The 24344-nt window shown below is 61.1% G+C and carries 24 protein-coding genes; 5 read left to right on the forward strand and 19 right to left on the reverse strand.

The window, feature by feature from the left end; all coding sequences use genetic code 11:
- Positions 1-8 precede the first annotated feature (8 nt).
- From ACGHU1_RS10970 to ACGHU1_RS10985, 4 genes are read right to left on the reverse strand one after another with little or no spacing between them, the layout of a single operon-like run.
- Positions 9-1265: a CoA transferase gene (locus tag ACGHU1_RS10970; RefSeq protein ID WP_390586836.1), complete on the reverse strand. Its 1257-nt coding sequence runs from the start codon at positions 1263-1265 to the stop codon at positions 9-11.
- 27 nt (positions 1266-1292) lie between these two features.
- On the reverse strand, positions 1293-2495 hold the full coding sequence (locus ACGHU1_RS10975; RefSeq protein ID WP_390586838.1) for an acyl-CoA dehydrogenase family protein: 1203 nt from the start codon (positions 2493-2495) through the stop codon (positions 1293-1295).
- A 44-nt stretch (positions 2496-2539) separates the two neighbouring features.
- Positions 2540-2779 carry a hypothetical protein gene (locus tag ACGHU1_RS10980; RefSeq protein WP_390586839.1) on the reverse strand — a complete coding sequence of 80 codons (240 nt, stop codon included), beginning with the start codon at positions 2777-2779 and terminating at the stop codon, positions 2540-2542.
- Positions 2776-3120 carry a hypothetical protein gene (locus ACGHU1_RS10985; RefSeq protein WP_390586841.1) on the reverse strand — a complete coding sequence of 115 codons (345 nt, stop codon included), beginning with the start codon at positions 3118-3120 and terminating at the stop codon, positions 2776-2778. The genes ACGHU1_RS10980 and ACGHU1_RS10985 overlap by 4 nt, the downstream gene beginning before the upstream one ends.
- A 184-nt stretch (positions 3121-3304) precedes the next feature.
- Between ACGHU1_RS10985 and ACGHU1_RS10990 the strand changes: the two genes are divergently transcribed.
- Positions 3305-4306, forward strand: coding sequence for a right-handed parallel beta-helix repeat-containing protein (locus ACGHU1_RS10990; protein WP_390586843.1), 1002 nt, complete (start codon positions 3305-3307; stop codon positions 4304-4306).
- 4 nt (positions 4307-4310) lie between these two features.
- Here the strand turns inward: ACGHU1_RS10990 and ACGHU1_RS10995 are convergent, their stop codons facing one another.
- The 3 genes from ACGHU1_RS10995 to xth all read right to left on the reverse strand — a co-directional run bounded on the left by ACGHU1_RS10995 (position 4311) and on the right by xth (position 6678).
- A complete protein-coding gene (locus ACGHU1_RS10995; protein ID WP_390586845.1) occupies positions 4311-4823 on the reverse strand; it encodes a GNAT family N-acetyltransferase in 513 nt (170 codons plus the stop codon).
- Complete coding sequence (gene ribA / locus ACGHU1_RS11000; RefSeq protein ID WP_390586847.1) at positions 4820-5800, reverse strand: GTP cyclohydrolase II; 981 nt, start codon at positions 5798-5800, stop codon at positions 4820-4822. The genes ACGHU1_RS10995 and ribA overlap by 4 nt, the downstream gene beginning before the upstream one ends.
- An 89-nt stretch (positions 5801-5889) precedes the next feature.
- On the reverse strand, positions 5890-6678 hold the full coding sequence (gene xth, locus ACGHU1_RS11005; RefSeq protein WP_390586849.1) for an exodeoxyribonuclease III: 789 nt from the start codon (positions 6676-6678) through the stop codon (positions 5890-5892).
- Between the two features lie 100 nt (positions 6679-6778).
- Here xth and ACGHU1_RS11010 point away from each other — a divergent pair, with 100 nt between their 5' ends.
- A complete protein-coding gene (locus ACGHU1_RS11010) occupies positions 6779-8215 on the forward strand; it encodes an alkaline phosphatase (protein WP_390586851.1) in 1437 nt (478 codons plus the stop codon).
- A 224-nt stretch (positions 8216-8439) separates the two neighbouring features.
- On the opposite strand, the gene ACGHU1_RS11015 is transcribed toward ACGHU1_RS11010, so the two are convergent.
- From ACGHU1_RS11015 to pabB, 5 genes are all read right to left on the reverse strand, one after another.
- A complete protein-coding gene (locus ACGHU1_RS11015) occupies positions 8440-9135 on the reverse strand; it encodes an outer membrane lipoprotein carrier protein LolA (RefSeq protein WP_390586852.1) in 696 nt (231 codons plus the stop codon).
- A 109-nt stretch (positions 9136-9244) separates the two neighbouring features.
- Entirely contained in the window at positions 9245-9412 is a 168-nt protein-coding gene (gene rpmG, locus ACGHU1_RS11020; protein WP_108789883.1) for a 50S ribosomal protein L33, read from the reverse strand.
- 130 nt (positions 9413-9542) lie between these two features.
- Positions 9543-9959 carry an alternative ribosome rescue aminoacyl-tRNA hydrolase ArfB gene (gene arfB / locus ACGHU1_RS11025; protein ID WP_390586854.1) on the reverse strand — a complete coding sequence of 139 codons (417 nt, stop codon included), beginning with the start codon at positions 9957-9959 and terminating at the stop codon, positions 9543-9545.
- Between the two features lie 9 nt (positions 9960-9968).
- Positions 9969-10700: an RluA family pseudouridine synthase gene (locus ACGHU1_RS11030; protein WP_390586857.1), complete on the reverse strand. Its 732-nt coding sequence runs from the start codon at positions 10698-10700 to the stop codon at positions 9969-9971.
- Positions 10697-12505 (reverse strand): aminodeoxychorismate synthase component I, encoded by a 1809-nt coding sequence (gene pabB, locus ACGHU1_RS11035; RefSeq protein ID WP_390586859.1) that lies wholly within the window; start codon positions 12503-12505, stop codon positions 10697-10699. The genes ACGHU1_RS11030 and pabB overlap by 4 nt, the downstream gene beginning before the upstream one ends.
- 105 nt (positions 12506-12610) lie before the next feature.
- Between pabB and ACGHU1_RS11040 the strand changes: the two genes are divergently transcribed.
- The gene (locus ACGHU1_RS11040) at positions 12611-14185 is read left to right on the forward strand and encodes a helicase HerA-like domain-containing protein (RefSeq protein ID WP_390586861.1); all 1575 of its coding nucleotides are present in this window, start codon (positions 12611-12613) and stop codon (positions 14183-14185) included.
- Here the strand turns inward: ACGHU1_RS11040 and ACGHU1_RS11045 are convergent.
- The 6 genes from ACGHU1_RS11045 to ACGHU1_RS11070 all read right to left on the reverse strand — a co-directional run bounded on the left by ACGHU1_RS11045 (position 14182) and on the right by ACGHU1_RS11070 (position 19813).
- Entirely contained in the window at positions 14182-15570 is a 1389-nt protein-coding gene (locus ACGHU1_RS11045) for an ATP-binding protein (protein WP_390586864.1), read from the reverse strand. The two genes, ACGHU1_RS11040 and ACGHU1_RS11045, sit on opposite strands and share 4 nt — an antisense overlap.
- A 35-nt stretch (positions 15571-15605) precedes the next feature.
- Positions 15606-16370, reverse strand: coding sequence for a response regulator (locus ACGHU1_RS11050; protein ID WP_390586867.1), 765 nt, complete (start codon positions 16368-16370; stop codon positions 15606-15608).
- A 171-nt stretch (positions 16371-16541) separates the two neighbouring features.
- Positions 16542-16841: a hypothetical protein gene (locus tag ACGHU1_RS11055; protein ID WP_390586869.1), complete on the reverse strand. Its 300-nt coding sequence runs from the start codon at positions 16839-16841 to the stop codon at positions 16542-16544.
- A 39-nt stretch (positions 16842-16880) separates the two neighbouring features.
- On the reverse strand, positions 16881-17243 hold the full coding sequence (locus ACGHU1_RS11060) for a signal transduction protein (RefSeq protein ID WP_390586871.1): 363 nt from the start codon (positions 17241-17243) through the stop codon (positions 16881-16883).
- Between the two features lie 288 nt (positions 17244-17531).
- Positions 17532-17909, reverse strand: a complete 378-nt coding sequence (locus tag ACGHU1_RS11065) for a VOC family protein (protein ID WP_390586872.1) — start codon at positions 17907-17909, stop codon at positions 17532-17534.
- Between the two features lie 86 nt (positions 17910-17995).
- Positions 17996-19813: an aminopeptidase P family protein gene (locus ACGHU1_RS11070; protein ID WP_390586874.1), complete on the reverse strand. Its 1818-nt coding sequence runs from the start codon at positions 19811-19813 to the stop codon at positions 17996-17998.
- Positions 19814-19942: 129 nt separating this feature from the next.
- Here ACGHU1_RS11070 and ACGHU1_RS11075 point away from each other — a divergent pair, with 129 nt between their 5' ends.
- Positions 19943-22135: a S9 family peptidase gene (locus ACGHU1_RS11075; protein ID WP_390586876.1), complete on the forward strand. Its 2193-nt coding sequence runs from the start codon at positions 19943-19945 to the stop codon at positions 22133-22135.
- Positions 22132-22527 (forward strand): acyl-CoA thioesterase, encoded by a 396-nt coding sequence (locus tag ACGHU1_RS11080; protein ID WP_390586879.1) that lies wholly within the window; start codon positions 22132-22134, stop codon positions 22525-22527. The genes ACGHU1_RS11075 and ACGHU1_RS11080 overlap by 4 nt, the downstream gene beginning before the upstream one ends.
- A 15-nt stretch (positions 22528-22542) precedes the next feature.
- On the opposite strand, the gene ACGHU1_RS11085 is transcribed toward ACGHU1_RS11080, so the two are convergent.
- Positions 22543-24156, reverse strand: a complete 1614-nt coding sequence (locus ACGHU1_RS11085; RefSeq protein ID WP_390586881.1) for a diguanylate cyclase — start codon at positions 24154-24156, stop codon at positions 22543-22545.
- Positions 24157-24344: the final 188 nt, after the last annotated feature.

Genomic DNA, 24344 nt, shown 5'->3' on the forward strand with positions numbered 1-24344 from the left:
GCGTGTCCTTAATTGCGATTGGCATCGGAGAGGGCGACAGTGCCCGCATCCACCAGCTTGCCAATGGCGCCGCTGGATAGGCCGAGGCGTTCGGCCAGCACCTCTTCGGAATGCTGGCCAAGATACGGCGCGGGTGCGGGATCGCCAGCTTCTTGCGCGGGGAAATTGGCAAAGCTGCGGGCCGCTGGATATTCAAAGCCGGACGGGTTCGCCGGTGAGGGGCCAAACAGCGGATTATCCGCCACCAGCACCGGATCGTTCGCAGCCTCGTGTGCGGTGCGATATTTCTCAAAAGTGCAGCCATGGGCTGACATGAGCGATTCCAGCGCGGCGTAATCGTGGCTGCCCGCGACGCGCTGAAACAGGTCGAACAGGCGGTGGCGGTGTTTGAAACGCGGATCGTCTCCATCGGCAAAGGTGACGCCAACCTCGACCTCCAGCTGCCCGATGGGCACTTCCAGCCCGAACGCTTTGACCAGACCGTCCCATTGTTTTGCCGTGAGCGCGGCGACCATGAAGCGCACGCCGTCCTTGGACCGGAAATCGCGCCCGAACGCGCCCCAGATCGCATTGCCCAGTCGCTGCCGGTCCGCGCCGCGAAACAGCATCTCGGCCATCATGCCCGAATTGGCGACCGTTCCAATGGCGACATCGCCCAGCGGCACGCGCACTTCGCTGCCCTGCCCACCTGCATCGCGGTGGCGCAGCGCCGCCATCAGGGCAAAGGCGCAATACGCCCCGGTGATGAAATCCCATGCGGGCAGAACCTGATTAACCGGCGGCGCGGTTTGCATGTCCCAGTCTTCCGGCCCTGTCATCAGCGGATACCCGCTGGCTGCGTTCACCGTGAAATCCATCGCCTGGCGCCCATCATGCCAGCCCATGATGCGGACCGATGTCATATCGGGTGCGCCTTCCGGTCCAAGTGCGGCTTGCGCAGCCTTCATCGCGGCGTGGCTGAGAAAGCTCTTTTCCGGCAGGTTGGTGATGCACTGCCCGGTCTTTGCTGCCAGCTCCACGCACAGCTCGCGCCCTTCACCGCTGCGCAGGTCCAGCGCGACCGATTTCTTGGCGCGGTTGAGGTTCTCCCAGGATAGCGAGCGGCCCTCCTCCGTCAGCATGTAGCGGTCGTAATCTAGCCCGCCTGCCTTGTGATCGATGCGGATGACCTCCGCACCCAGTTGGGCGCAATACAGGCCCGCAGTGGGGGAGGCGACGAAGCTGGAAACCTCGATGATAGAGAGGTCAGATAACAGGTTGTACATGGCTGTTCCTAGGCTGGCGCGCCGCGATCAGGAATTGGCTGCTTCCCATTCGCGCAGCATATGCTTGGCGATCTGGAGCTGCAGGATCTGGGTCGTGCCTTCGTAAATGCGGTAAATGCGCGCATCGCGGTAGAACCGCTCGGCATCGTATTCGGCCAGATAGCCTGCGCCGCCATAGATCTGCACCACGCGGTCCACCACGCGCCCGCACATTTCGGAGGCGAAGACTTTGAACGCGGCGGCTTTGGTGATGATGTTCTCGCCGCGATCCGCGCGCGCGGTCACGTCCCTCATCATGCACTCGGCGGCGTAAATCTCTGTTTCGCTGTCGGCGAGCATCGCCTGAATCAGCTGAAAACGGGCAATGGGTTCGCCAAACGCTTTGCGCTCATTTGCGTAACGCAGCGCGGAATCGAGCGCGCGGCGAGCATAACCGGTGGCCGCTGCCCCCACGCTGATGCGGCCATTGTCGAGGCTCTGCATTGCAAAGCGGAAGCCCATGCCGGTTTCGCCGCCAAGCAGGGCATCGCCGGGCACTTTCACATCGTCGAGCATGATGTCGGAGATGTGGCTGCCGGACTGGCCCATTTTCTTGTCCGGCGATCCGGTTGAAACGCCCGGTGTATTCATGGGTACAAGGAACGCGCTGACATGGGCGTTCTTGGGTAGCGCGTCTTTTTCGGTGCGCGCCATGATCAGCGCAACATCGGCGTGCGGCGCATTGGTGATATAGCGTTTCGTGCCATTGAGCACCCACCCGTTGCCGTCCGGGTCAGGCGTGGCGGTGGTTTGCATCGCCGCGCTGTCACTGCCCGATCCCGGCTCTGTCAGCCCGAAACAGGCAATCTTGCCTTCGACCAGTTTGGGATACCATTCGGCCCGCTGCGCCTCTGTCCCGCCGTTTTTTAGCGCGCTGGCAAACATGCCCACATTGATTGAGAAGATCGAACGGTAAGCGGGCGCGGCGTAACTCATCGCGTTCACCACCCGCGCATATTGCGTGACGTTCAGCCCCGCCCCGCCATATTCCTCCGGCACGGAAATTCCGAACAGGCCCATCTCGCGCATTTCCTGCACGATTTCAGGCGGCACCGCGTCAGCTTCGATCAGGTCACTTTCCGCCGGGATCAGCCGCTCTGCGACATACCGGTCAAGCTGCTCGGCAAATTGTTCGAATACATCTTCGTCCATTCCGGGATTTGAGCGAACGGGGTTGGTCGGGGCATTCATGCAGCATCTGTCCTTGTTCGGGATATGTCGGGTTTTGGCCGTATTCAGCCTGCGCTGTCGCCTGTCATTTCGGAGCCTTCGTCAGCCGCCTCTTCAGGCGCGCCGGTTTCGGGCAGCGCCCCTTCGGGCAGGCGGCGCTCGTCCAGCATTTCAGCGGCCTCTTCCAGCGCGCGCGCTTCGCCTTCGCTAACGGCGCCCGGAGCTGTGCCCGGAGCCTCGCCGCAGGATGGCAGTGCGGTCAGAAGCAAGCCCGCTATGGCAAAGCGCGATCCGGGGTTCGTCATTCGCTTTCGAGAGCGGCGGCTGCGGCGTCTGCGTTTGCCGCCGCATCCGCTGCCGCAGCGGCTTCGGCAGCCTCTGCCGCTTCGACTGCGGCGGCGACATTTTCCGCTGCATCGGCGGCTTCGTTGGCTGTCTGGGTATCGACCGGCGCGGGCGCTTCGACTTCTTCGATGGCTGCGGCGCTGTCTTCGACCGGCATCTCGGTCACAGGCTCCAGCGCCTCGTCCGCGACTTCCTCGACCGTTTCAACCTCAAGGTCGCTCGATGCGTCATCGCTGCTGCCGCACGCGGCAAGAGCAAAGGTCGCGGTGCCGATCACGGCCATGCGGGTGAGTGTTTTCATTGGTCGATCCTCCTCGGGTGTCATATTTTTCTGGGCGGGGTGTAGCGAACACCGCGGGCACTCGCCAAGAGCGAATTTGTGGTGGTCGGCATTGGCCGCGGTCGCATCATCATCAGGGCGGCCTTAATGCCCTTAACCGGTGCTTAGCCCGTATTTAACCAGTTTGCTCTATCACTAGCAGCATATGGCCCGCCCGCATGATATCCGCCCCCCTGCGCCAACGCTCTCCACCAAGTGGATTGCGATTAGCTTTGGCGTGGCCGGTGTGTGCGCTGCGCTGATCCCGCTGGCGGCATTGCTGGCGCAGCAGCCGCCGCGTGCAGCCTTTGTCGTTGAGGAGACGGGGCGCGGTTTCGATACGCTGCAAAGCGCGGTCAACTCCGTCGGAGCGGGCAGGGCCACCATCGAAATTGCGCCGGGCACCTACCAGCAATGCGCCGTGCAGACGCAGGGCGTGATCACTTATACTGCGCGCGAATACGGCACGTCCATCTTCGAAGGCACCGCCTGCGAAGGCAAGGCGGCGCTGGTGCTGCGCGGCAGCGGCGCAGAAATTCGCGGACTGACATTTACCGGCATCAATGTCCGCGACGGGAATGGTGCGGGCATCCGGCTGGAAAAAGGCGCGCTCAACGTTGCTTTCACGCGTTTCCTTGATAGCCAGCAGGGCATCTTGACCGCGAATGATCCCGGCGGCCGAATTTACATCACGCGCTCTACCTTTAGCGGTCTGGGCACTTGCGAAAATTCTGCCGGGTGCGCGCATTCGATCTACACCGGCGATTATGGCGAGCTGACCGTTCGTGAAAGCCGCTTTGAACGCGGGCGCGGCGGGCATTACCTGAAAGCGCGCGCGGGCAATGTCGTGATTGAGAACAATTCGTTCGATGATGCCAATGGCAGCGGCACCAATTACATGATCGACCTGCCAGCGGGCAGCACGGGGCGGATCGCGAACAACTGGTTTGTGCAGGGCCGCGATAAAGAGAATTACTCCGCATTCATCGCGCTCGGCGCAGAGCAGCAGATCCATTCCTCCGATGGCCTTACCGTGAACGGTAATGAAGCGCGCTTCGTGCCCGGTCTCAGGCGTTCAAGCACGTTTCTGGCCGACTGGACCGGCGCGAGCATTTCGATGTCGGGCAATCGCCTCGCCCAAGGGTTGCAGCAGTTCGAGCGGCGCTAAAGCTTTAACCGAAAGCGGGCGCGAAAGACACCGTTCCGCTTGGCAATTCTCCATCCAAAACTAGGCACTGGAAATATTCCGCAGGCGCGCCGGGATAGGTAAGCTGCGGTTCACGCATAAAGCCAAAGCGCGGATAATATTCGTTGCTGCCCAGCAAAACGATGCCCTTCGCCCCCGACGCGCGAATATCGGCAATCGCCCGTTTGATCAGCGCGCCGCCAATCCCGCGCCGCTGGATTTCGGGCCAGACCGACACCGGGCCCAGCCCGTACCAGTCCCGCGCACCGTCGGTGATTGTCACCGGCGACATCGCGATGTGACCTACGATCCGTTCCGCATCCTCTGCAATCAGGGACAGTGTCAGATCGCCTGCCTTTCTCAGCTGGTCGACAAGGTGATGCTCGTCGCCGTCTGAAAAGGGCATATCTCTGAAGGCTGCTTCGGTGAGCCGGTGGATCGTCTCTTCGTCCCCCGGCATCTCGGGCCGAAGCGTGATCGGGATCTGCGGCCCCTTCATGTGAGCAAATGCCCAGACCGGTCGCGTTTGGTCGCTAGGTAACGCGCATTGTGCGGGTTATCCGGCAATTGATGCGCCACCCGCTCGCTTACGGCGATCCCGGCCTGCGCCAGCGCATCGACCTTTTTCGGATTGTTGGTCATCAAACGGATCGTGTTCGCGCCCAGCAGGTCCAGCATTCGCGCAGCCGTGGCGAAATCGCGCGCTTCGTCCGGCAGGCCGAGCCGCTGGTTCGCATCGACTGTATCGAACCCTTCATCCTGAAGCCGGTAGGCGCGCAGTTTGTTCACCAGGCCGATGCCGCGCCCTTCCTGCCGCATATACAGCAGTGCGCCCCATCCTCCGTCGTTCGCTGCATGATCCGCCATCGCCGCGAGCGCTGCGTCCAGCTGCGGTCCGCAATCGCATTTGAGGCTGCCGAGGATGTCCCCTGTCAGGCACTCCGAATGCAACCGGACCAGCGGTGTTCGGTCCCCGCGCTGCTCTCCGATGATCAGCGCAACATGCTCGCGCGTGTCGGCAGACGAGCGGAACGCGACGATCTCTGCCGTATCGCTGGCCGTGACGGGCAGGCGCGCGCGCGTCACGATTTTGAGCGCGCCAGTCTGTTTGTAAGCGGTAAGGTCGCTGACACTGACAGGCTGCGCTTCGCCCGCATCTTTCGGATCGACCAGAAACGCAGGCAAAATTCCGGCGATCCGCGCCAGTTCGAGCGCGGCCTGCGCTGGGCCCTGCCAATCGAGATTTTCCGCGCGGAACGGGCCTTTCATCGGCTTGTCGAGATCGAGCGCAGGGTCCGCAATCGGCACGGCATCGCGCAAGGAGAATGGCTCTCCTCCCCGGATCAGAACCGGCGCCTGAGGGGCCGCTGCCTCTAATTGGTTGGCGAGCTTAAGCGTGGCTGCGCGGGCCGATGAAATCAGCATTTGCGGCGCCATCGCACCGCTCGCGATGGCCGTTTCAACCGGCAGGAGCACCGGGCCGCCGTCAAATGCGAGCGGCCAGCCGTGGCGCAGCGCATCAACCGCTTGCGCGGCGCGGCGCGCTGGTGAAGGTGCGCTCTCGCTCAGAGATCGAACTCCGTGAGTAGCGGGATGTGATCGGATGGTTTTTCCCAGCTGCGCGCATCCTCGAGGATACGGTGGCCAACCGCCTGCTTTGCAAGATCGGCGCTGGCCCACATGTGATCCAGCCTGCGCCCTCGATCATTCTTGCGCCAGTCGGGCGAGCGATACGACCACCAACTAAAATAACGTTCGGGATCGCGGATATGCTCGCGCCCGATATCGACAAAGCCGCGCGCATCCTTGAACCGCTGGAGCGTATCCACCTCAAGCGGGGTGTGGCTGACGACTTTCAGCAACTGCTTGTGGCTCCACACGTCGCTTTCCAGCGGAGCGATGTTGAAATCGCCAACAATCAACGTGGGTTTGTCTAGCGCATCGGCCCAGCGGGTCATGCGCTCCAGAAAATCCAGCTTTTGGCCGAATTTCGCATTCACCTCGCGGTCGGGCACGTCGCCGCCTGCGGGCACGTAGACATTCTCGACGATCATATCCTTGCCGACTACCTCGACACCGACATGCCGCGCCTCGCCATTGTCCTGCCAGTCATAGCGCGAGATTTCGCGGATCGGTAGGCGGCTGACTGTCGCAACGCCGTGATACCCCTTTTGCCCGTGGACCGCCTGATGTTCGTAGCCAAGCTTTGCCAGCGCCTCTGCGGGAAATTGATGTTCCTGACATTTAATTTCCTGCAGGCACAGGATGTCGGGCGCTTCCTCGCGCAGGTATTTCTCGACGAGCGGCAGGCGCAGGCGGACGGAATTGATGTTCCAGGTAGCTACAGAAACCATGCGCAGCGATTTAGGATGAGACGGGCAGAAACTCCACCTTTCACTTTCACGTCACACTTTGATCCGATAGCACCGCGGATATTGTCTAGGAGACACACCGATGATCCGTTCGCCCAAATTCGCCGCCCTGCTCGCATCGGCGGTTCTGCCGCTATCGGCATGTGCCACCACGACCAACAATTACAATTACAGCGATGGCCTGTCAGCGGCGGGCGAACCAGATGCGCAGACCCCGGCAAAAGCGAAAAACGTGATCCTGTTCATCGGCGATGGCATGGGCATTTCCACCATTACTGCCGCTCGCATTTACGCCGGGCAAAAGCGTGGGCAAACGGGCGAGGAATATGTCCTGCCGTTCGAAGCGTTCGAAAACGTCGCGCTGGTCAAAACCTACAACACCAATGCGCAGGTGCCCGACAGTGCGGGCACGGCGACGGCGATGCACTCGGGCAAGAAAACGCGGATCGGCGTTTTGGGCATTGGCCCAGATGCCGTGCGCGGCGACTGCGCATCGGCGCTAGCCAATCCGCTGCCATTGCTGGGCGAGGAAGTGAAAGCCAAAGGCTTAGCGCTTGGCATCGTCTCTACCGCGCGCCTGACCCATGCGACCCCTGCCAGCGTTTACGCGCGCAGTGCGGACCGCAATTGGGAGGCTGATGCCGCAATCCCGGAAGACCAGCAGGGTCTGGGCTGTGATGATATTGCAAGCCAGCTGATAAGTGCCGAGTGGGACGTGGCGCTGGGAGGCGGTCTGGCCGCGTTCTTTGGCAGCGAATTTGGCGGACGCCGCGCCGATGAAAGCGCGAACCTGCCCGCCAATTGGGCCGCCCGCACAGGCGGCAGCTTTGTGCGCGATGCCGCCGAACTGGCAGCTGCACCGATGGACAAGCCGGTGCTGGGTATCTTTTCGCCAAGCCACATGACCTACATGGCCCAGCGCGAGGAAACCTCCGCCGAACCGACGCTGACCGATATGACCGCGCAAGCCATGGGGCGGCTGCAGAGCGATCCCGATGGCTATTACCTAATGGTCGAATCGGGCCGCATCGATCACGGTCACCATGCCGGGCGCGCCGGATGGGCGCTGGAAGAAACGGTCGAATTCGCGCGCGCGATCCAATACGCGATCGACAACACCGATCCGGAAGAAACGCTGATCTTGGTGACAGCGGATCACAGCCACGTTTTCACCATCGCAGGCTATCCGCGGCGCGGTAACGACATCCTTGGGCTGGTCGTCCCCCCTGCCGAAGGTGGCGAAGAAGTTGCGGAGGCTGCCACCGCCGAGGATGGTAAACCCTACACGACCCTGGGATACGGTAACGGCCCCGGCTCCATCGCCAACATGGCGGAGCGGCCCATGCCTGAAACCGGCGTCAACGCGCAGCAGCAATCAGCAATTCCCACTGGCAGCGAAACGCATGCGGGCGAAGACGTGGCGCTTTACGCGCAAGGCCCCGGCGCAGGCGAGGCGCGCGGCGTGATGGAGCAGAACAAGGTCTACGACATCATTCGCAAGGCGTTTGGCTGGGAATAACGGGCGGACAAAAATAAACCCCTACCCCGGGGGCGGTGGGGCAGGGGTCCATTTAGCGTTCGTCACGCTTGTCCAAGACGGCCTTCACGAAGATCATAGCAACAGGGGGGGAACTTAGACCTTCAGCCTCCTTGTTCTTGTAGAAATACGCGCTTCCGGCTTTCACGTATATGAATGATGCGCGGGTTTTGTCGCATTCCTACAACTTCTGGCCGTTGAACCGTTTACCCCGGACGACGAGACGCGCGGCGCGGGTCGCGGAACTTAAAAGTGCTTTCCGGCACGCTCATTCCGTAACGGTGATTCGTCAGACGCACGGTGGTGCGATAATTCTGCGCATCCAGCGCGACCCAATGGGTCAGCTGCATTCCGCCCGGAGCAGCCGGATTGCGAACAAAGATCAGGTTCATGACGCCGAATTCAGGCCGCTTGGGATCGCGCACCTCGATGCTCAGCACGTCGGAATTGCTGGTCGGATTGAGCTTGCCATATTGCTTAACGTCGCGGCCCGGATCCAGCAGCGCGCCGAGCGGCGAATTGCGGATCGGCCAGCGTTCGACCTGTCGTACCTCGTAATCGACCATGTACAGCGATTTGCCATTGGACACGACCAGAAGGTCGGCATCCTTGCCGTAGTCAAAGCGGATTTTGCCGGGACGTTTCAGCGTCATCGTGCCGCGCACGATGTTTCCGGCACGGTCGGTTTGTGTGAAATCGGCGCGCATGGTCGAAATGGCGCGCAAGGCGGATACCGCGCGGTCCATATCCGCGCTGGTCGCCTGCGCCTGCGCTGCGGGCACAATCTGGGAGGGTGAGCCGAGCGGGACGGTCAGCGCAAGCGCGCCTGCTGCCCCGGCAAGGGCGATTCGGCCCGGCAGATTGCGGGGACGGCTATCGGAGAATGGGTTCAGCAATTTCATGCCTCGTGTCCTATGGATGAGGCGTTGAACTGCGGCTGAACTGCAAGGAATTCAAGTGGCAAGGTGATGCCGATGCAAATGCCCGGCCAATCGCCTGACTGGCAAAGACTTACTTGATCTTCGCTTCTTTGAATTCGACGTGCTTTCTCGCGACCGGATCATATTTACGGAACACCATTTTTTCGGTGATGTTGCGCGGGTTCTTTTTGGTCGTGTAGTAAAAGCCCGTGCCCTCGGTCGAGACGAGCTTGATCTTGACGGTTGCAGGCTTCGCCATGATGGTTTCCTAAGATCGGGTGGTGGCCTGTCGGCCTGAAAAAATAAGGGCGGCGCGTCGTGCACCGCCGTTTCAGGGCGCGCAAATGAGCGAACCATGTGCAAAAGTCAAGCGGAACAGCACGCGCCGGTTACCAATCGGAACGGCTGACCTTGCCCCGTTTTGCCTTCACTTCCCCCCGCGCTTTCTTGGATTTCAGCCGTTTCGTCTTGCCGATCCGGTTTACGCGCGTTTTGGCACGTTTTTTCGGCTGGCGATGCGCATCCTCCAATATCTCTTCAAGTTTGTTGCGCGCGGCCTGCCGATTCGCATCTTGCGTGCGGTGCTGGCGGGCCGTGATCAGCAGGTCGCCCGCACTCGTCAGCTTTGACCCGGCAATGTCGCGCAGCCGCGCAAAAACCGGCGGCGGCAGGCGCAGCGCGTAAATGTTGACGCGCAGCTGCACCTCGGTCGCGACCTTGTTGGCGTTCTGCCCGCCCGGACCCGACCCGGCGAGGAAACTTTCCTCTGCTGCGCCGTGCGCGCGGTTGAGCAGATCCTTATCCATCGGGCAGAGTCAGTCGGTGGTCGGCGCCGGTTCGGCTTGCTTACGCTCTGGCGGGGCAGGCGGTTCAGGCGCAGTCAGACCGGCGCGAATGAAATCTTCCGGGAACGGAGCAAAGGCGCTGACTGCATCCTTGCCCGCGCGGCTGACATGGATCGCCTCTGCGTGAAGCATGGTGCGAGGCGCGCCTTTATTCTGTCCGCGAACAGGGCCGTAAACCGGATCGCCCAGCAGCGGCGCGCCCAGCCCTTGCAATGCGTGGACGCGCAATTGGTGCGTGCGCCCGGTTTCAGGACGAAAACGGATAAGCGAGCGTTTCTTGCTCCCTTCGCCGATGGTTTCCAGCAGCTCCCAGTGAGAGATCGCAGGTTTGCCCTTCTTCGCAGCAATCATGCGCCAGCCTTTTTCCGCCGAGCTGATCTTGGAAAGCGACAATTCGATCGTGCCGGATGGCTGCGCAGGCTCGAAATCGATGATGGCAAGATATGTCTTGCCCACGAGCCGATCCTCGAATGCCTTGTTGAACCGTTTCAGCGCCTTGGGATTGCGCGCCATCAGCAGGCAGCCGCTGGTGTCGGTGTCCAGCCGGTGCACCGCGACAGGCGGACGCTGGAAGCCGAGTTTCAGTTGCTCGATATGGTCAAACAGCGCCGGCCCGCCGCGTTTTGGCCGGTCGACGGGCAATCCGGCGGGTTTGTTGATGACAAGCGCCTCGCCGTCTTCGAACAGGATCGGGATATTCATATCAGCGTGCCTTTGAAAAGGCCGCGCACGGCATTGCCGAGCAGAAAGCCATGGGAAAGATCGTCCAGCGTCAGGTTGGCCTCGCGTGCGCTTTTCTTCTCGATCAGAAATTCGCGCAAGACGCCCGGCAGCAGGCCGAGCGCGGCAGGCGGGGTCAGCAACATTCCATCGCGCTCTACGAAGATATTGGTGTAGCACCCTTCTGTCACAAGGCCATCGCCGCGCACCAGAATAGCCTCGACCGCGCCCGCGCCGTGCGCTGCATCCAGCGCGTCCTCGTAAAAGCCCCGGTCGCTGGTTTTATGCGCAAGCCGCCAGTCGGACGGATCAAGCGGGTTGGGCAGCGCGATCACGGGTGCAGGATCAGGCAGGGCCGCTGGCATCGGTCCGGTCTCAAGCGCGGTTGCGCCTTTGCGCGAGACAAGCATCCGCAGCTTTGCCGGCTGCTCCAGCTCGAAACACAGCGCCTGGATCTGGTTGCGCGCGGCATGACGATCAAATTCAAACCCTAGCGCCTGCGCGCTTTTCTTCATGCGTGCCAGATGCAGCTCCAGCAGGGCGATGCCGATTTCGGGGTTGAATTCCATTGTCTCGATGAGGTCGAATTGCGGCGCGGTATGATCGGGTGATGACCGGCGGATAAAGCCTGCCTTGACCTCGCACTCACGCCGTTCGGCCATCGGATCGCTGTCCGCGACAATTGCCGAGCCGACGCCCAGAACCGCAGTGCCCTGACCGTTTTCAATAGGGGTCAGGCGCAGCGTGCGGATCGCCACGTTGAATGCCGCATCGCCGTTTGCATCGATCCGGCCGATTGCTCCGCAATAAGGGCCGCGGCTGTCCCTCTCGTGTTCGCCAATCAGCTCCATTGCGCGAATTTTTGGCGCTCCGGTGATCGACCCGCAGGGAAACAGTGCGCGCACCATATCCATCGCGCCGTATTCGGGCGCCAATTGCGCGCGCACGCTGGAAACCATTTGGTGAACCGTGGGATAGCTTTCGACCGCGAAAGGCGCATCGACCCGCACGCTGCCCGGCACCGCCACGCGCGATAGATCATTGCGCATCAAATCGACGATCATCAGGTTTTCTGCGCGGTCTTTGACCGAAGAGGCAAGTTCCTCGGCAAGCTGCGCATCCTCGGCGGCATCTGCGCCGCGCGGCCGCGTGCCTTTCATCGGCTTGGCCTTTGCCCTGTCCCCGTCAAGCGAGACGAACAATTCGGGCGAGAAGCTTAGAAGCCAGTGCGATCCGTCGAACAGGATGCCGCCATATCCCGCCTGCGCTGAGGGGCGCAGCGAGGCGTACAGCGCAATCGGATCGCCGCGATACGAACCGGCCAGCGGATAGGTCAGGTTGGCCTGATAGATATCGCCCGCATGGATCGCCTCCCGCATGGCGGCAAACGCCGCGTCATATCCGCCGGGCGAAAGCTGCGGCTCCATCGGCCCAACAGACGCGGTGCCATCGCTTTGGCCAGCCAGCCACGCCGGGACATCGGCCGCAGGGATGCGCTGCGGCTCACCAAACAGGCCCAGCCAGACAAGCGGACCAGCATCGCCGCTGCGCCCCGTCGCTGCACCGGCCAGTTTCGGCTCCAGCGAAAGGCCCGCTTCATACGCGATATAGCCTGCCAGCGTGCCGCGCCCTTCGCCCTGCGCCTTCGACGCGCGCGCTAGCGTGTCCTCTACCTGATCGGGCCGGACGGCTGTAAAAATCTCTGACGGGTTTTCATACAGCAACGCATCGGCAGCATTTTCGCTGCGCGCATCGTCAAGCAGTACGAATGGAGCTTTGGAACCCATGAGATGCGCCTTAGCCCATTGGCAGATCAAGTCGAGTGCTTGACCGCTACGATTTGGCTCTGCATTCCGGCATCGAACGGACAAACGGTAAGGGGCAGTCCCGGCATGAGCGATATTTTCCTAGGGTTGGGCGGTAATGGCGAAAATCAGAGCCTCGCTTTAAGCCGGGCCAACAGGCACGGGCTGATTGCAGGTGCGACCGGCACGGGCAAAACCGTCACGCTCCAGGGCCTGGCAGAGAGTTTTTCCGCAAACGGCGTCCCGGTATTTGTCGCCGATGTGAAGGGCGATCTGTCCGGCATCGCCATGCCCGGCTCGCCCACTTTCAAACATGCCGACAAGCTGGAAGGGCGGGCCAAGGATCTGGGCATGGAAGATTTCGCCTATTCCGACAATCCGGTCATTTTCTGGGATCTTTACGGAGAGCAGGGCCATCCGATCCGCACCACGATCACCGAAATGGGGCCGCTGCTGCTGTCCCGCCTGCTCGACCTTAACGATACGCAGGAAGGCGTGCTGCAGATCGTGTTCCGCCATGCTGATGACAATGGCCTGCTGCTGCTCGATTTCGGCGATCTGCAATCGCTGCTGCAATGGGCATACGAAAATTCAAAAGAGCTGTCCGGCGTTTACGGCAATGTGTCGAAGCAATCGGTTGGCGCGATCCAGCGGCAATTGCTCAGTTTCGAAGCGCAAGGCGCGGACCACTTTTTTGGCGAACCAGCGCTGGAGATCGACGATTTCCTGAAAACGGATGAGACCGGGCGCGGTTATGTCAATGTGCTGGCCGCCGATAAACTGATGCGCAGCCCCAAACTTTACGCGACGTTCCTGCTGTGGCTGCTGGCAGAACTGTTTGAAAGCCTGCCAGAGGTTGGCGACCCGGAAAAACCCAGCCTCGTGTTCTTCTTTGATGAAGCGCACCTGCTGTTTGATGATGCGCCCAAGGCTTTGCAGGAAAAGATCGAGCAGGTCGTTCGCCTGATCCGGTCCAAAGGTGTTGGCGTGTTCTTCGTCACACAAAACCCGATCGACATTCCCGAAGAAGTCGCCGGACAGCTCGGCAACCGCGTCCAGCATGCGCTGCGCGCCTTTACCAAACGGGATCAGCGCGCGATCAAGGCGGCGGCGGAAACATTCCGCATCAATGACGATCTGGACACAGAGGAGGTCATCACCGAACTGCGCGTAGGCGAGGCGCTGGTTTCAACGCTGGATGAGGAAGGCGCGCCGACCATCGTGCAGCGCACCCTCATCAAACCGCCGCGTTCGCGCCTTGGTCCGGTGAATAAAAAAGAGCGCGCAATCATTCAGTCGGTCAGCCCGTTTGACGGCAAATACGACGAGGCAATCGACCGTGAAAGCGCCGAGGAAGTGCTCGCGCAGAAAGCCGCCGACGCCGCTGAAACCGCCGAAGAGGTTGCTGAAAAAGGCGAAGAGGAAGTGCGCAAGCGTCCTCGCAAGTCCAAATCGATCTGGGAAAAAGCAATGTCGCGCGGGACCAAGGTTGCCGCTGGCGGCATGGCCGGTGCGGCGGCGGCAGCAGTGCTGGGCAAGAAAAGCCGCGCGAATCCGGTCGCGTCGGGCATAACATCGGCTGCGGGGTCGATAGCGACTGACCTTGCCGGTCCGATTGCAGGCCGGTTCGTGCGCAACCTGATCGGCGGGCTGATGCGTTAGGGCGTTTGGCGGGCGGTCAGCGGAATACGGATCTCCGCCCGCAGCCCGCCGTTTTCGCGGTTGGCCAACACCAGAGTGCCTCCGTGCTGTTCGGCAATCGCCCGTGCAAGCGTCAGGCCCAAGCCTGCTCCTCCGGTGGAGCGATTGCGCGAAGCCTCACCCCGAGTGAACGGCTCCAGCATATCGGCGATCCGGTCTGGCGGGATGCCGGGACCGGTATCATCAACGCGCAGCACCGCCTGATCACCATCGGAAAAGACCGAAACCGCCGCGCTCTCGCCGTAACGCACGGCATTGCTGACAAGATTGCGCAGCGCCCGTTTCAGCCATGTGACCTGCACCGGAGCAACCGTCCGCGACGTTTTGCCAAGAGTGACCGGCTCACCCAGATCTTCGAATTCATCGACAATGCTGCCAGCCAGCGCGCCCAGTTCAACCTTTTCGATCTCGTTTTGCGAACGGCCTACCCGCGCCAGCGTCAGGATGTCGTCCAAAGTCGCGGTGATATCCTCAATCGATGCGGCCATGCGTTCACGCTGGCTTTCATCCGGCACGCTTTCGATCCGCACGCGCAGTGCGGCGAGCGGTGTTTTGAGGTCATGTCCGATGGCGCCCAGCATCACGTCTTTCTCATCCAGCAGCGCGCTGATGCGGGTCTCCATCGCATTATGCGCCGCAATCAGCCCGCGCATGTCGGCTGGGCCGCTTTCCTCAAGCGGCCGGGTCTGTTCAGGATGCTCGGAAAAATCGCTTACCCGCGCGGTCAGGCGCGCGAGCGGCTGGGTGATCCGCCGCAGGATGAAAAACAGCACCGCCATCAGCACCACGAACAGCATTGCGGTTTGTGTCACGATTGCGCCGATGGTGCGCGGCTCCCGCGGCTGGACGATCGTGCGCGACACACGCCAGACACCGCCCGGTTCTAGCTGGATGCCAGCCACCAGCAGCGTTTCGTCGGCCCAGCCAGCGCGTGATGCGAACCGCCGGTTGCTGCTTGCGCGCGCTTGTAGGACGGGGTCATCACCGGCGCGCCGCCGCGTCACCTGGACCGCAACGGGATCAAGCCCCTGGCTGCCGAGGATATTGGTCAGCTCCGCCACCTGACTGTCCATATTCGCCTCGCCCGGAAGCAGCGGCGCGGTGTCGCTGTTTCTGATGCGGCGATTCTGCCTACCGCGATTTTGCCTGCGGTCATTGCCATTGCCGCGCAGGCCGCGCCGCTCCAGCGCGCGGTCGATCCTGTTGCTGCGTGCCTCGGGATCGACCAGCAGGCTGATCGCCGCGCGGTTGAGCTGGCCTGTGATCTGGCGGTTTTCAACTGCCCGGTAAAGCAGCGCCGCAGACACCAGCTGGGTGACAAGCAGCGCGGCACCGATGGCCATCATCGTCTGGCCCAAAAGGCTTCGAGGCAGCAATTTCGTCATGCAGATTCAGGGCCGGAACCGGGGCCAGAACCGAGCGGTGCCCGGCGGACTTCGGCGGCAAAGCGGTATCCGCCGCCGCGCACTGTCTGGATCAATAACGGATCGCGGCTGTCCTCTTCAACCTTGCGGCGCAGGCGGCTGACCTGGTTATCGACTGCGCGGTCGAACAGGTGCGCGGTGCGGCCCTGCACCATGTCCAGCAGCCGGTCGCGGTCGAGCACTTTGCGCGGATTGTCGAGAAACGCGCGTAGCAGTCGAAACTCTGCGGTCGATAGCGGGATCACCGCGCCTTCGGGATCAATCAGCTTGCGCTTCAATGGATCAAGCTGCCAGTTTTCGAATTTGTAGAGCCAGTCTTCGGACTGTTCATGGGCCACCGGTCCGCGCGCAACCCGGCGCAGGACCGTACGTATTCGCGCGACGAGCTCGCGCGGCTCAAACGGTTTGACGACATAATCGTCCGCGCCGAGTTCCAGACCGACAATCCGGTCGGTCGGTTCGCCGCGGGCGGTCAGGAATATGACGGGAATTTTCTGGGTTTCGACCAGATGGCGGCAAAACGACAGACCGTCTTCGCCAGGCATCATGATATCGAGCAGGACGATATTGAACGTCGATTTCGCCAGTTCGCTGCGCGCAGCTGCTGCGCTGTTAGCTTCGGTCACGGAAAAACCCTGACCGGTCAAATATTCAGCCAGCGGTTCACGCAAAGTCGGCTCGTCATCGACGAGAAGGACTGAAATCAGGGTGTCGTCGCTCATCTCGAAATCTCTTGGGTAAGCCGTAGCGCACTGCGAAAGGCACGGCGCGCGCGGCTGTCATGAAAGGAACCGGCCCGGCGCGCAACCCGCGATGGGTCGGCGTGCCGGGCCGGGAGGGTTTCATCCGGACGGTGAGAGGTAAATCAGCTCGCCCGGATCAAAACTTGCGCGTCAGTTCGTGGCTGCACCGCCGCGCTGGCCGCGTTCACCGCGTTCGCCGCGCTGCTGTTTGCGGGCCTCTTTTGCTGCTTCGCGTTCTTCGGCGGTAACTGAACCGTCACCGTTGGCATCGGCCCTGGCAAAGCGGGCTTCGATCGCGGCGTCGAATTCAGCGCGGCTGACCGCGTTATCACCGTTGGTGTCGGCCTGACGCAGCATCTTCATACCGCCCTTGCCGCCGCGCTTTGCGCCCCGGCGCATCTCACCGCGATTGCCGCGGCGTTCACTCCGGGCGTCTTGGCCAGCGGCCATTTCCGCTTCGCTCAGACCGCCGCTGTTATCGGTGTCGAGTTAGGCAAAGCGCTCTGCGCGGCGCTCTGTCCGGCGTTCGGCGCGTTCAGCCTGACGGGTTTCGCGCGCTGCGGCCATTTCCTCGGCAGTGACTTCGCCATCGCCGTTTGCATCGGTTTCAGCGAAGCGTTCAGCGCGCTTTGCTGCGCGGTCTTCGGCATTCAACAAACCGTCGGAATTTGCATCCATCTTGGCAAAGCGTTCGTCCGCCTTCGCCTTGGTTTCGGCAAGGGTGATGATGCCGTTGCCATCCGCGTCGGCATTCATCATGCCGCGTTTGCCCGAGTGGCCATCGGCCAAGGCAACGCCGGCGCCGCCCAGTGCAAGGGCGGCAGCAGAAAGGGTCAATGTCAGTTTACGCATTATATTCTCCAAAACTTCGTTACTATCGAAGAGCTGCGGCGAACCTGCCGGGCAAGACAATCGGCACAGGGGGAGGGGCCGTGTTGTCAAAGGGGAGGGGTTTGCCATGGCATGCCCGCCGCAACTCATGAAACCTGTTCTAGAGGGTCTGTGTCGCAGGATTATCCCGAAAAACGGCAAATTTGTCGCGCTATGTATCAGCCTGACAGACCCGTTAATCCCGCCGCCATTTAAGCCGCGATCTGGTTCATTTGCGCGCGAGAAATGCGTTAGATCCGCGCATGACGCTTAGACGGGGGTCATGCAGAAGACGTTGAGTTTGTTGCCGTCGGGATCGCGGAAATAGCCTGCGTAAAATCCGTCATCGCCGCGCGGTCCGGGCGCCCCCTCGTCAGCGGCGCCATTGGCAATGGCCGTGTCGTAGACCGCCTGCACAGCTTCTGGCCCATCGACTTGCAGCGCGACCATCGTGCCGTTTCCGGTGGTCGCTTCTTTCCCGTCAAACGGTAATGTCGCCGCTATACCCGGAGCGCCGCCCATTTCTCCCCAAGCGATGAAGGTTTCAAACTCCATCATCCGCCCGACGTCAAAATGTTCGGCAATCGCATCATAGAAAGCCGCTGCACGTGGCAGATCATTGGTGCCCAGAGTTACGTAGCCGATCATTCGCAAGTCCTCCTGAAGCGAGCGCGCCCGATTGCGACTCGCGGTATGAGAACATTACCAGAACAAGGGTTAAGCGCCAAGCGCGGTTAAAGCGGCGCGCACTCCCTTTCCAGCCACGCAAGGTCGTCGCCTTCGAGCTGCGGAGCGATCAGCGCGCGCACATCGCGGTGATAACTGTCGACCCATTCAATCTCGCTTTGGGTCAGCAGGTCCGTCTCAATCAGGGTGCGGTCCAGAGGCACGAATGTGAGCGTTTCAAACCCGAGATAAGGTCCCTCTGCCCCGTTTATGTCCTGCTGTGTAATCAGGACGAGGTTTTCAATTCGGATACCGAATTCACCGGCTTTGTAATAGCCCGGCTCATTCGAGCAGATCATCCCTGCGAACAATTCCTGCCCCGTTCCGGCCTGTCCGCCGGACGGTTTGGCAATCCGCTGCGGCCCTTCGTGCACGCCCAGAAAGCTGCCGACGCCGTGGCCGGTCCCGTGGGCGTAATCGACGCCCGCCTCCCACAGATATTGCCGCGCAAGGCAATCGAGCTGGCCGCCGTTAGTCCCCTGCGGGAAACGCGCGCGGTCAATCTGGATATGGCCTTTCAAAACACGGGTGAAGCGGTCTTTCATTTCCGCTGTCGGCTGCGCGGAGCCGTCTGCGGAATTGATCCATATCGTGCGGGTGATGTCGGTGGTGCCTGCAGGATACTGCCCGCCGCTATCGACCAGATAGATCGATCCAGGCGGGATCGAGATATTGCTGTCCTCGTCCACTTTATAATGCGGCAGGGCAGCATGGCCCGATGCAGCGGAGATCGTGTCGAACGAGGTATCGCGCAGATCGCCGTGTTCGCGGCGGAACCCTTCGAGTTTCGCGGCGGCGGCGAGTTCATCGACTTCGCCCGATGGCGCGGTCACTTCCAGCCAGCGCAGGAAGCGGCTGACGGCGGCACCGTCGCGTGCCTGCGCATCGCGGTGGCCCTGCTGTTCGGCGGGGTTCTTGATCGCTTTGGCGAGGATTGTCGGATCCTGTTTGAACACGAAATCCGCACCGCCCTCGCGCAGCCCCTGCGCGATGCCGACCACACCGAATTCGGGATCGACGCTCACGCGCTTGCCCGCAAATTCACCCAGCGCTGCGGTAAATTCGTCGCGGCCGCGCACGCTCACCGCATTGCCAAGGTGCTTGGTCAATTCAGGCGTTACCTTTTCAGGTGCGATGAACAGTTCCGCGCGGCCATCCTTGTGCGCAATCACATAGGAGAGCGCGACCGGCGTATGCGCCACGTCGGCGCCGCGAATGTTGAGCAGCCATGCAATCGAATCGAGCGCAGGGATCACCACGGCATCCAGCTTGTTCCGGGTAAGCCAGTCTGCCACATCGGAGCGTTTTTCTGCCGACGGTCGGCCCGAAAGCGTATCATCATGCACGATAGCCTGCGCGCCCGATGGTTCGGGCTGGTCGGCCCAGACTGCGTCAATCGGGTTGGTTTCAGCCGGGACCATCGCAATGCCGCTGGGCTCAACCTGCTTTTCCAGCGCAGCGACCCAGTTCCACGTATGCAGCCACGGATCATAGGCAATCTTTGCCCCGTCTTCGGCCACGCTTACGATCCATTCGCCCAGGCTGTCGCCGGGGATGGTGCGATATTCGAACAGGCTTTCATCCACCTGATCGCGGACCTGCACGGTGTAGCGTCCGTCGACGAAAATAGCCGCATGGGTCAGTGTCACCGCAGCGAACCCGGCAGAGCCGCCAAAGCCTGTAAGCCAGTTCAGCCGCTGCGCATATTCGCCGACATATTCGCTCATATGCTCGTCTGAGATCGGGATGATGAATCCGGTAAGATCGCGCCGTTTCAATTCTTCGCGCAGGGCTTTCAGACGGGCTTCGTGGGTTTGCATCAGCATCGGGATGTGTCCTGCTTACATCGCGCCATTGTGCTGCGCGAATATGTGATTACTACGCCTAGACATAGGCCTGTTGGCCTCCGCTTTCCACCTCGGCGATTCATGATGTCGCCCAAACGCAAGATGCCCATGACCTTTTCCCTGACCAGACGTTTGGCCCCTTTCGCCGCGCTTGCGCTGTTAGGGATGGCTCCGGCCCATGCTTCCACCATCGAGGATACACCCCAAGTGACACACGAGGCACCCACCTCTCCGCCAGTCGCGGAAAAGCGCGAGCACAGCTACACCCACCACGGGATCACCATTTCCGATCCATATGACTGGCTCTACGACAAATCCTATCCGACCATCGACGACGAGGATGTGCTGGATCACATCAAGGCGGAAAACGCCTGGTTTGAAGCGAACATGGCGCCTCAAAAAGAGCTGACGGAGGCGCTGTTCACCGAGATGCGCGCCCGTATCAAGGAAGACGACAGCACCGTGCCGCAGCGGCGCGGCGATTTCCTTTACTGGTCCGAATTTGAGGAAGGAGCGCAATACCGCAAGCATTGGCGCAAGCCTGTCGCGGGCGGTGATGATCAGCTGATCCTCGACGAAACGGCTCTGGCTGAAGGTCACGAATATTTCCGGCTCGGCGCCCTGTCCATCAGCCGCGATGGCCGTTTGATGGCCTATGCCACCGACACCAGCGGGGCAGAGCGGTACACGGCGCGGATCAAGGATTTGCAGACCGGTGAATTGCTGCCGGATGAAATTCCGAATCTGCGCAGTAACCTTGTCTGGGTCGCAGGCGACACTGCGCTTGTTTACGGCCCGTCGAGCGAGAATTGGCGCACGCTAGAGGCCCGGCTGCACGTGCTCGGCACTCCGGTCGAAGATGATACGGTGCTGTATAAAGAGGACGATGAAAGTTTCAGCGTCGGCGCGGGCCTTTCCGCACAGGAAGATTACCTGATCATTTCTGCCGGCGATAACGAGACAAGCGAGGTGCGCTTTGTGTTGGCCGCCGATCCGACCGCGCCGCTGACTTTGGTGCGCGCGCGGGAAAAGGGCGTTGAATACGACATCGACATCCGTGACGGCGAACTGTTCGTCCACACCAATGACGATCACATCAATTTCCGCCTCGCCAAGGCATCGATCGATGCGCCGGACGTTTGGGAAACGGTGCTGGCCGGTTCTGATGAATTCTACCTGATGGATTTCGACCTGTTCAAAGGCTTCTTCGTCACCGAAGGTCGGCTCAATGGCCTCGATCAGGTTCAGCTGCGCACTTACGACGCGCCGACCATGGTTAGCCCCATCGCCTTTCCCGAGGCAAGTTACAGCGCGGGTCTGTCCAACAATCCCGAATACGATCAGACCAAACTGCGGCTGTCGTATGAAAGCATGATCACGCCTGACACGGTGTTTGATTACGATGTCGCCAGCCGTTCGCTCGAACAGCTGAAGCAGCAGGAAATCCCCAGCGGCTATGACGCATCGCTCTACACCACCGAGCGGGTTGAGATCGAAGCGCGCGACGGGACGATGGTGCCTGTCAGCATCATTATGCGCAAGGACCGCGATACGCTAAACGGCGGCGCCGCGGGGCCGCTGCACCTGTATGCTTACGGTGCGTATGGCTATGCTGTGCCGCCGGGTTTTTCGACCACGCGGCTGAGCCTGGTGGACCGCGGTTTTGCCTATGCCATCGCGCATATTCGCGGCGGCGATGATCTGGGACGGCGCTGGTATCTTCAGGGTAAGCTGAATGAGCGCACCAACACCTTCAACGATTTTGTTGATGCGGGGCGCGGCCTGATTGCAAAGGGCTATACTGCAGAGGGCAAAGTCACCGCCAGCGGCGGATCGGCCGGAGGTGAGCTGATGGGTGCGATCATTAATCAGGACCCATCGCAATACGGCGCGATCGTCAGCCACGTACCCTTCGTCGATGTGCTGAACACGATGCTCAACGAAGAGCTGCCGCTGACGCCGGGCGAATGGCAGGAATGGGGCAATCCGATCGAAAGCAAGCAGGCATTCGCCTATATCCTGTCATATTCCCCCTACGATCAGGTAAGCGCGCAGGATTATCCGCCGATGCTGGTAACCGCAGGGCTGAACGATCCGCGCGTGACATATTGGGAACCTGCCAAATGGGTCGCCAAACTGCGCGAGCACAAGACCGACGACAATGTCCTGCTGCTGAAAACGAATATGGGTGCAGGCCACGGCGGCAAGTCTGGCCGCTGGAATTCGCTTTACGAAACGGCCGAGGAATTCGCGTTTATCCTGTGGCAGATGGGGATGGCTGACGCGAAAGGCGCTGAGTGACCAAGGCTTTTACAAAGACCTTCGCCGCCGCGCCTGCGCATATCGATGAACTGGGCCATGTGAACAACACGGTCTGGGTTCAGTGGATTCAGGACCTCGCCACTGCCCATTGGGACGCGGTTGCTCGGCCCGAAGATCACGAGCAATACTTTTGGGTCGTGATCCGGCACGAGATTGATTATCGCGGCAATATTGCAGCGGGTGAAACGGCAACGGGCACCACATGGATACCTGATCCCGCTCGCGGCGCGAAATCGGTGCGGCACGTCGAATTCGTCGATGAAACGGGCAATCGGCTGGTCACGGCGCAAACAACCTGGGCGATGTTAGACCGGGCAACGCAGCGGCTTGCAAGGGTCAGGCCCGAGATACTCGCGCCGTTTCAGCAATAGCGGCTGGCCGCTCGTTCAGGCTGCCTTTTCAGCGGTGCTGGCAGTGGCGGCGGAACGCGGCGGAGGGGCTTCGTTGAACATTTTCAGCCGTTCATACGCCATCCGGTTTCGTCCCGATTTCTTCGCATCGTAAAGCAGTTGGTCGGCGCGCGCATACATCTCTTCGAAAGAAATGCCGGCCTTTGATGCCTGTGGCAGTTCGATAACGCCCATGCTCGCAGTGACAGGCCATTCCAATCCGGCGACATTGTGGGCGACGTGGATCGGGATTGACTGGCGCAGTGCCTCTGCCCGCTTGATCGCGTCGCGCCCGCGCAGCAGGACGACGAATTCCTCACCGCCCAACCGCACCGCCACCGCATCACGGTCAGGATTGCTGGAAAGAGCTTCCGCGCAGACGACCAGGGTCGCGTCGCCAACCTGATGCCCATACCGGTCATTGATCGCCTTGAACCGGTCGAGGTCAATCAGCGCGAATGTATCAAACCCCTCGGCGCGCAAATCGGCAAACCGCATGGTGACTGCGCGCCGGTTAATCAGACCGGTCAGCGGATCGCGTTCCGACAGGCGCGAAAGGACCACGGCATCGCGGCGCGCCTTGTCGCGTTCGCGGCGCAAAGTCGTGAACCGGTCGGCCACACCCAAAGCGGTCGCGATTGCTTCGCACATTACGCCCAGCATGAAGATCGAATTTGCGTCCTGCTGCACCCCTATGCCGATTGCATGGGTGGCAAACTGGATGGCGCTGGAAATGAAAATCGGTGCCCAGCCCAGCATGGGAAACCAGACCGCGCGGCTGCCGCGCCGCCAGGCAATGGCAAGAGATAGGATGAGAATAACAAGCGGCACGAGCATTCCGAATGAATGCAGGCTGCCGCCCAGCGGGCGCAGCACCTCAAAAGATGCGGCGTGAACTGCGCTGATGCCGATAGTCCAGATGGCCACAACCGGCATGGCGCGCTGGAGCCAAGCCGGAAGCTTGCCCGGCTCGATAAAACTGCGCGTAAACATGAGCGCAGCGGCAACCACGCAGCCCATCGACATGATGAGAACCCAGCGCCACAGATCTGCCGATACCGGAAACCCAAGCCCGAGCAGGTTGGCCCGGCCAGCGATATGAAAGGCAAAGCTTACAGACAGAACAATATGCCAGGCCAAGAACGACTGGCGCATGACCAGCAGGATTGCGGCATCAAGGGCAATCGGGATCAGCAGGACACCGACCAGTGCGGCGACGATCATCAGATGGATAACGTCATCGTTTGTCAGCGCCGGCAATTCGCTGCGCAATTCGGCTTTGACCAATGTCGGCCCGTGTCCATTGCCGACAAACTCCGCAACGACCATCTGTGTGGGAAGCTCGGTCTGCGGGAGTTTGGCGTAAATGAAGGGCTCACCGATAGCAGTTTCCACTTCGCCGATCGTATAGGACCGCTTCGTCCAGTTCCCCGACACATCGCGTGCGGCAATTTCCAGCCGATCGAAATATCCGAGCCGCGTGTATAGAATGTTTGGCGGCTTAGCGTCTGCGTCCACGGTAAGCCGTGTGGTCCAGTCGCCGCCTTCGGGCTCGCCGGAGAGTTTAGAGCATTTTACATCCGTCAGCCGATCTAGGGCCTCTGCGTCCATGATTGCCAGAGGCCGATCGCTCGGAAACATGCATGGGGCAGCTGTGTGATCCGCAAGCGCAGGGAAGTGTGCGGCGAAAGCCCCAACAACCACAAGCAGTGCGCCAACGAGCACGCGCAAGGATCGACCCCGTGTCAGATTCATGACGATCCTCTAGGGCGAAACCATTAATTTGCGTTTACGCGGCG

Origin of the sequence: Erythrobacter sp. MTPC3 (genome assembly GCF_042854385.1) — a bacterium.
Lineage (GTDB): Bacteria > Pseudomonadota > Alphaproteobacteria > Sphingomonadales > Sphingomonadaceae > Erythrobacter.

What these genes read in the sequence shown, in the direction of transcription:
- rpmG (WP_108789883.1), bottom strand. Translation starts at nt 9,412, where the DNA reads ATGGCGAAGCCTGCAACCGTCAAGATCAAGCTCGTCTCGACCGAGGGC.
- ACGHU1_RS10985 (WP_390586841.1), bottom strand. Translation starts at nt 3,120, where the DNA reads ATGAAAACACTCACCCGCATGGCCGTGATCGGCACCGCGACCTTTGCT.
- ACGHU1_RS10995 (WP_390586845.1), bottom strand. Translation starts at nt 4,823, where the DNA reads ATGAAGGGGCCGCAGATCCCGATCACGCTTCGGCCCGAGATGCCGGGG.
- ACGHU1_RS11070 (WP_390586874.1), bottom strand. Translation starts at nt 19,813, where the DNA reads ATGCTGATGCAAACCCACGAAGCCCGTCTGAAAGCCCTGCGCGAAGAA.
- ACGHU1_RS11075 (WP_390586876.1), top strand. Translation starts at nt 19,943, where the DNA reads ATGACCTTTTCCCTGACCAGACGTTTGGCCCCTTTCGCCGCGCTTGCG.
- ACGHU1_RS11055 (WP_390586869.1), bottom strand. Translation starts at nt 16,841, where the DNA reads ATGGCCGCTGGCCAAGACGCCCGGAGTGAACGCCGCGGCAATCGCGGT.
- pabB (WP_390586859.1), bottom strand. Translation starts at nt 12,505, where the DNA reads ATGGGTTCCAAAGCTCCATTCGTACTGCTTGACGATGCGCGCAGCGAA.
- ACGHU1_RS11085 (WP_390586881.1), bottom strand. Translation starts at nt 24,156, where the DNA reads ATGGACGCAGAGGCCCTAGATCGGCTGACGGATGTAAAATGCTCTAAA.
- arfB (WP_390586854.1), bottom strand. Translation starts at nt 9,959, where the DNA reads ATGGATAAGGATCTGCTCAACCGCGCGCACGGCGCAGCAGAGGAAAGT.
- ACGHU1_RS11030 (WP_390586857.1), bottom strand. Translation starts at nt 10,700, where the DNA reads ATGAATATCCCGATCCTGTTCGAAGACGGCGAGGCGCTTGTCATCAAC.
- ACGHU1_RS11045 (WP_390586864.1), bottom strand. Translation starts at nt 15,570, where the DNA reads ATGATGGCCATCGGTGCCGCGCTGCTTGTCACCCAGCTGGTGTCTGCG.
- ACGHU1_RS10990 (WP_390586843.1), top strand. Translation starts at nt 3,305, where the DNA reads ATGGCCCGCCCGCATGATATCCGCCCCCCTGCGCCAACGCTCTCCACC.
- ACGHU1_RS11050 (WP_390586867.1), bottom strand. Translation starts at nt 16,370, where the DNA reads ATGAGCGACGACACCCTGATTTCAGTCCTTCTCGTCGATGACGAGCCG.
- ACGHU1_RS11015 (WP_390586852.1), bottom strand. Translation starts at nt 9,135, where the DNA reads ATGAAATTGCTGAACCCATTCTCCGATAGCCGTCCCCGCAATCTGCCG.
- ACGHU1_RS10975 (WP_390586838.1), bottom strand. Translation starts at nt 2,495, where the DNA reads ATGAATGCCCCGACCAACCCCGTTCGCTCAAATCCCGGAATGGACGAA.
- ACGHU1_RS10980 (WP_390586839.1), bottom strand. Translation starts at nt 2,779, where the DNA reads ATGACGAACCCCGGATCGCGCTTTGCCATAGCGGGCTTGCTTCTGACC.
- xth (WP_390586849.1), bottom strand. Translation starts at nt 6,678, where the DNA reads ATGGTTTCTGTAGCTACCTGGAACATCAATTCCGTCCGCCTGCGCCTG.
- ACGHU1_RS11010 (WP_390586851.1), top strand. Translation starts at nt 6,779, where the DNA reads ATGATCCGTTCGCCCAAATTCGCCGCCCTGCTCGCATCGGCGGTTCTG.
- ACGHU1_RS10970 (WP_390586836.1), bottom strand. Translation starts at nt 1,265, where the DNA reads ATGTACAACCTGTTATCTGACCTCTCTATCATCGAGGTTTCCAGCTTC.
- ACGHU1_RS11065 (WP_390586872.1), bottom strand. Translation starts at nt 17,909, where the DNA reads ATGATCGGCTACGTAACTCTGGGCACCAATGATCTGCCACGTGCAGCG.
- ACGHU1_RS11040 (WP_390586861.1), top strand. Translation starts at nt 12,611, where the DNA reads ATGAGCGATATTTTCCTAGGGTTGGGCGGTAATGGCGAAAATCAGAGC.
- ACGHU1_RS11060 (WP_390586871.1), bottom strand. Translation starts at nt 17,243, where the DNA reads ATGCGTAAACTGACATTGACCCTTTCTGCTGCCGCCCTTGCACTGGGC.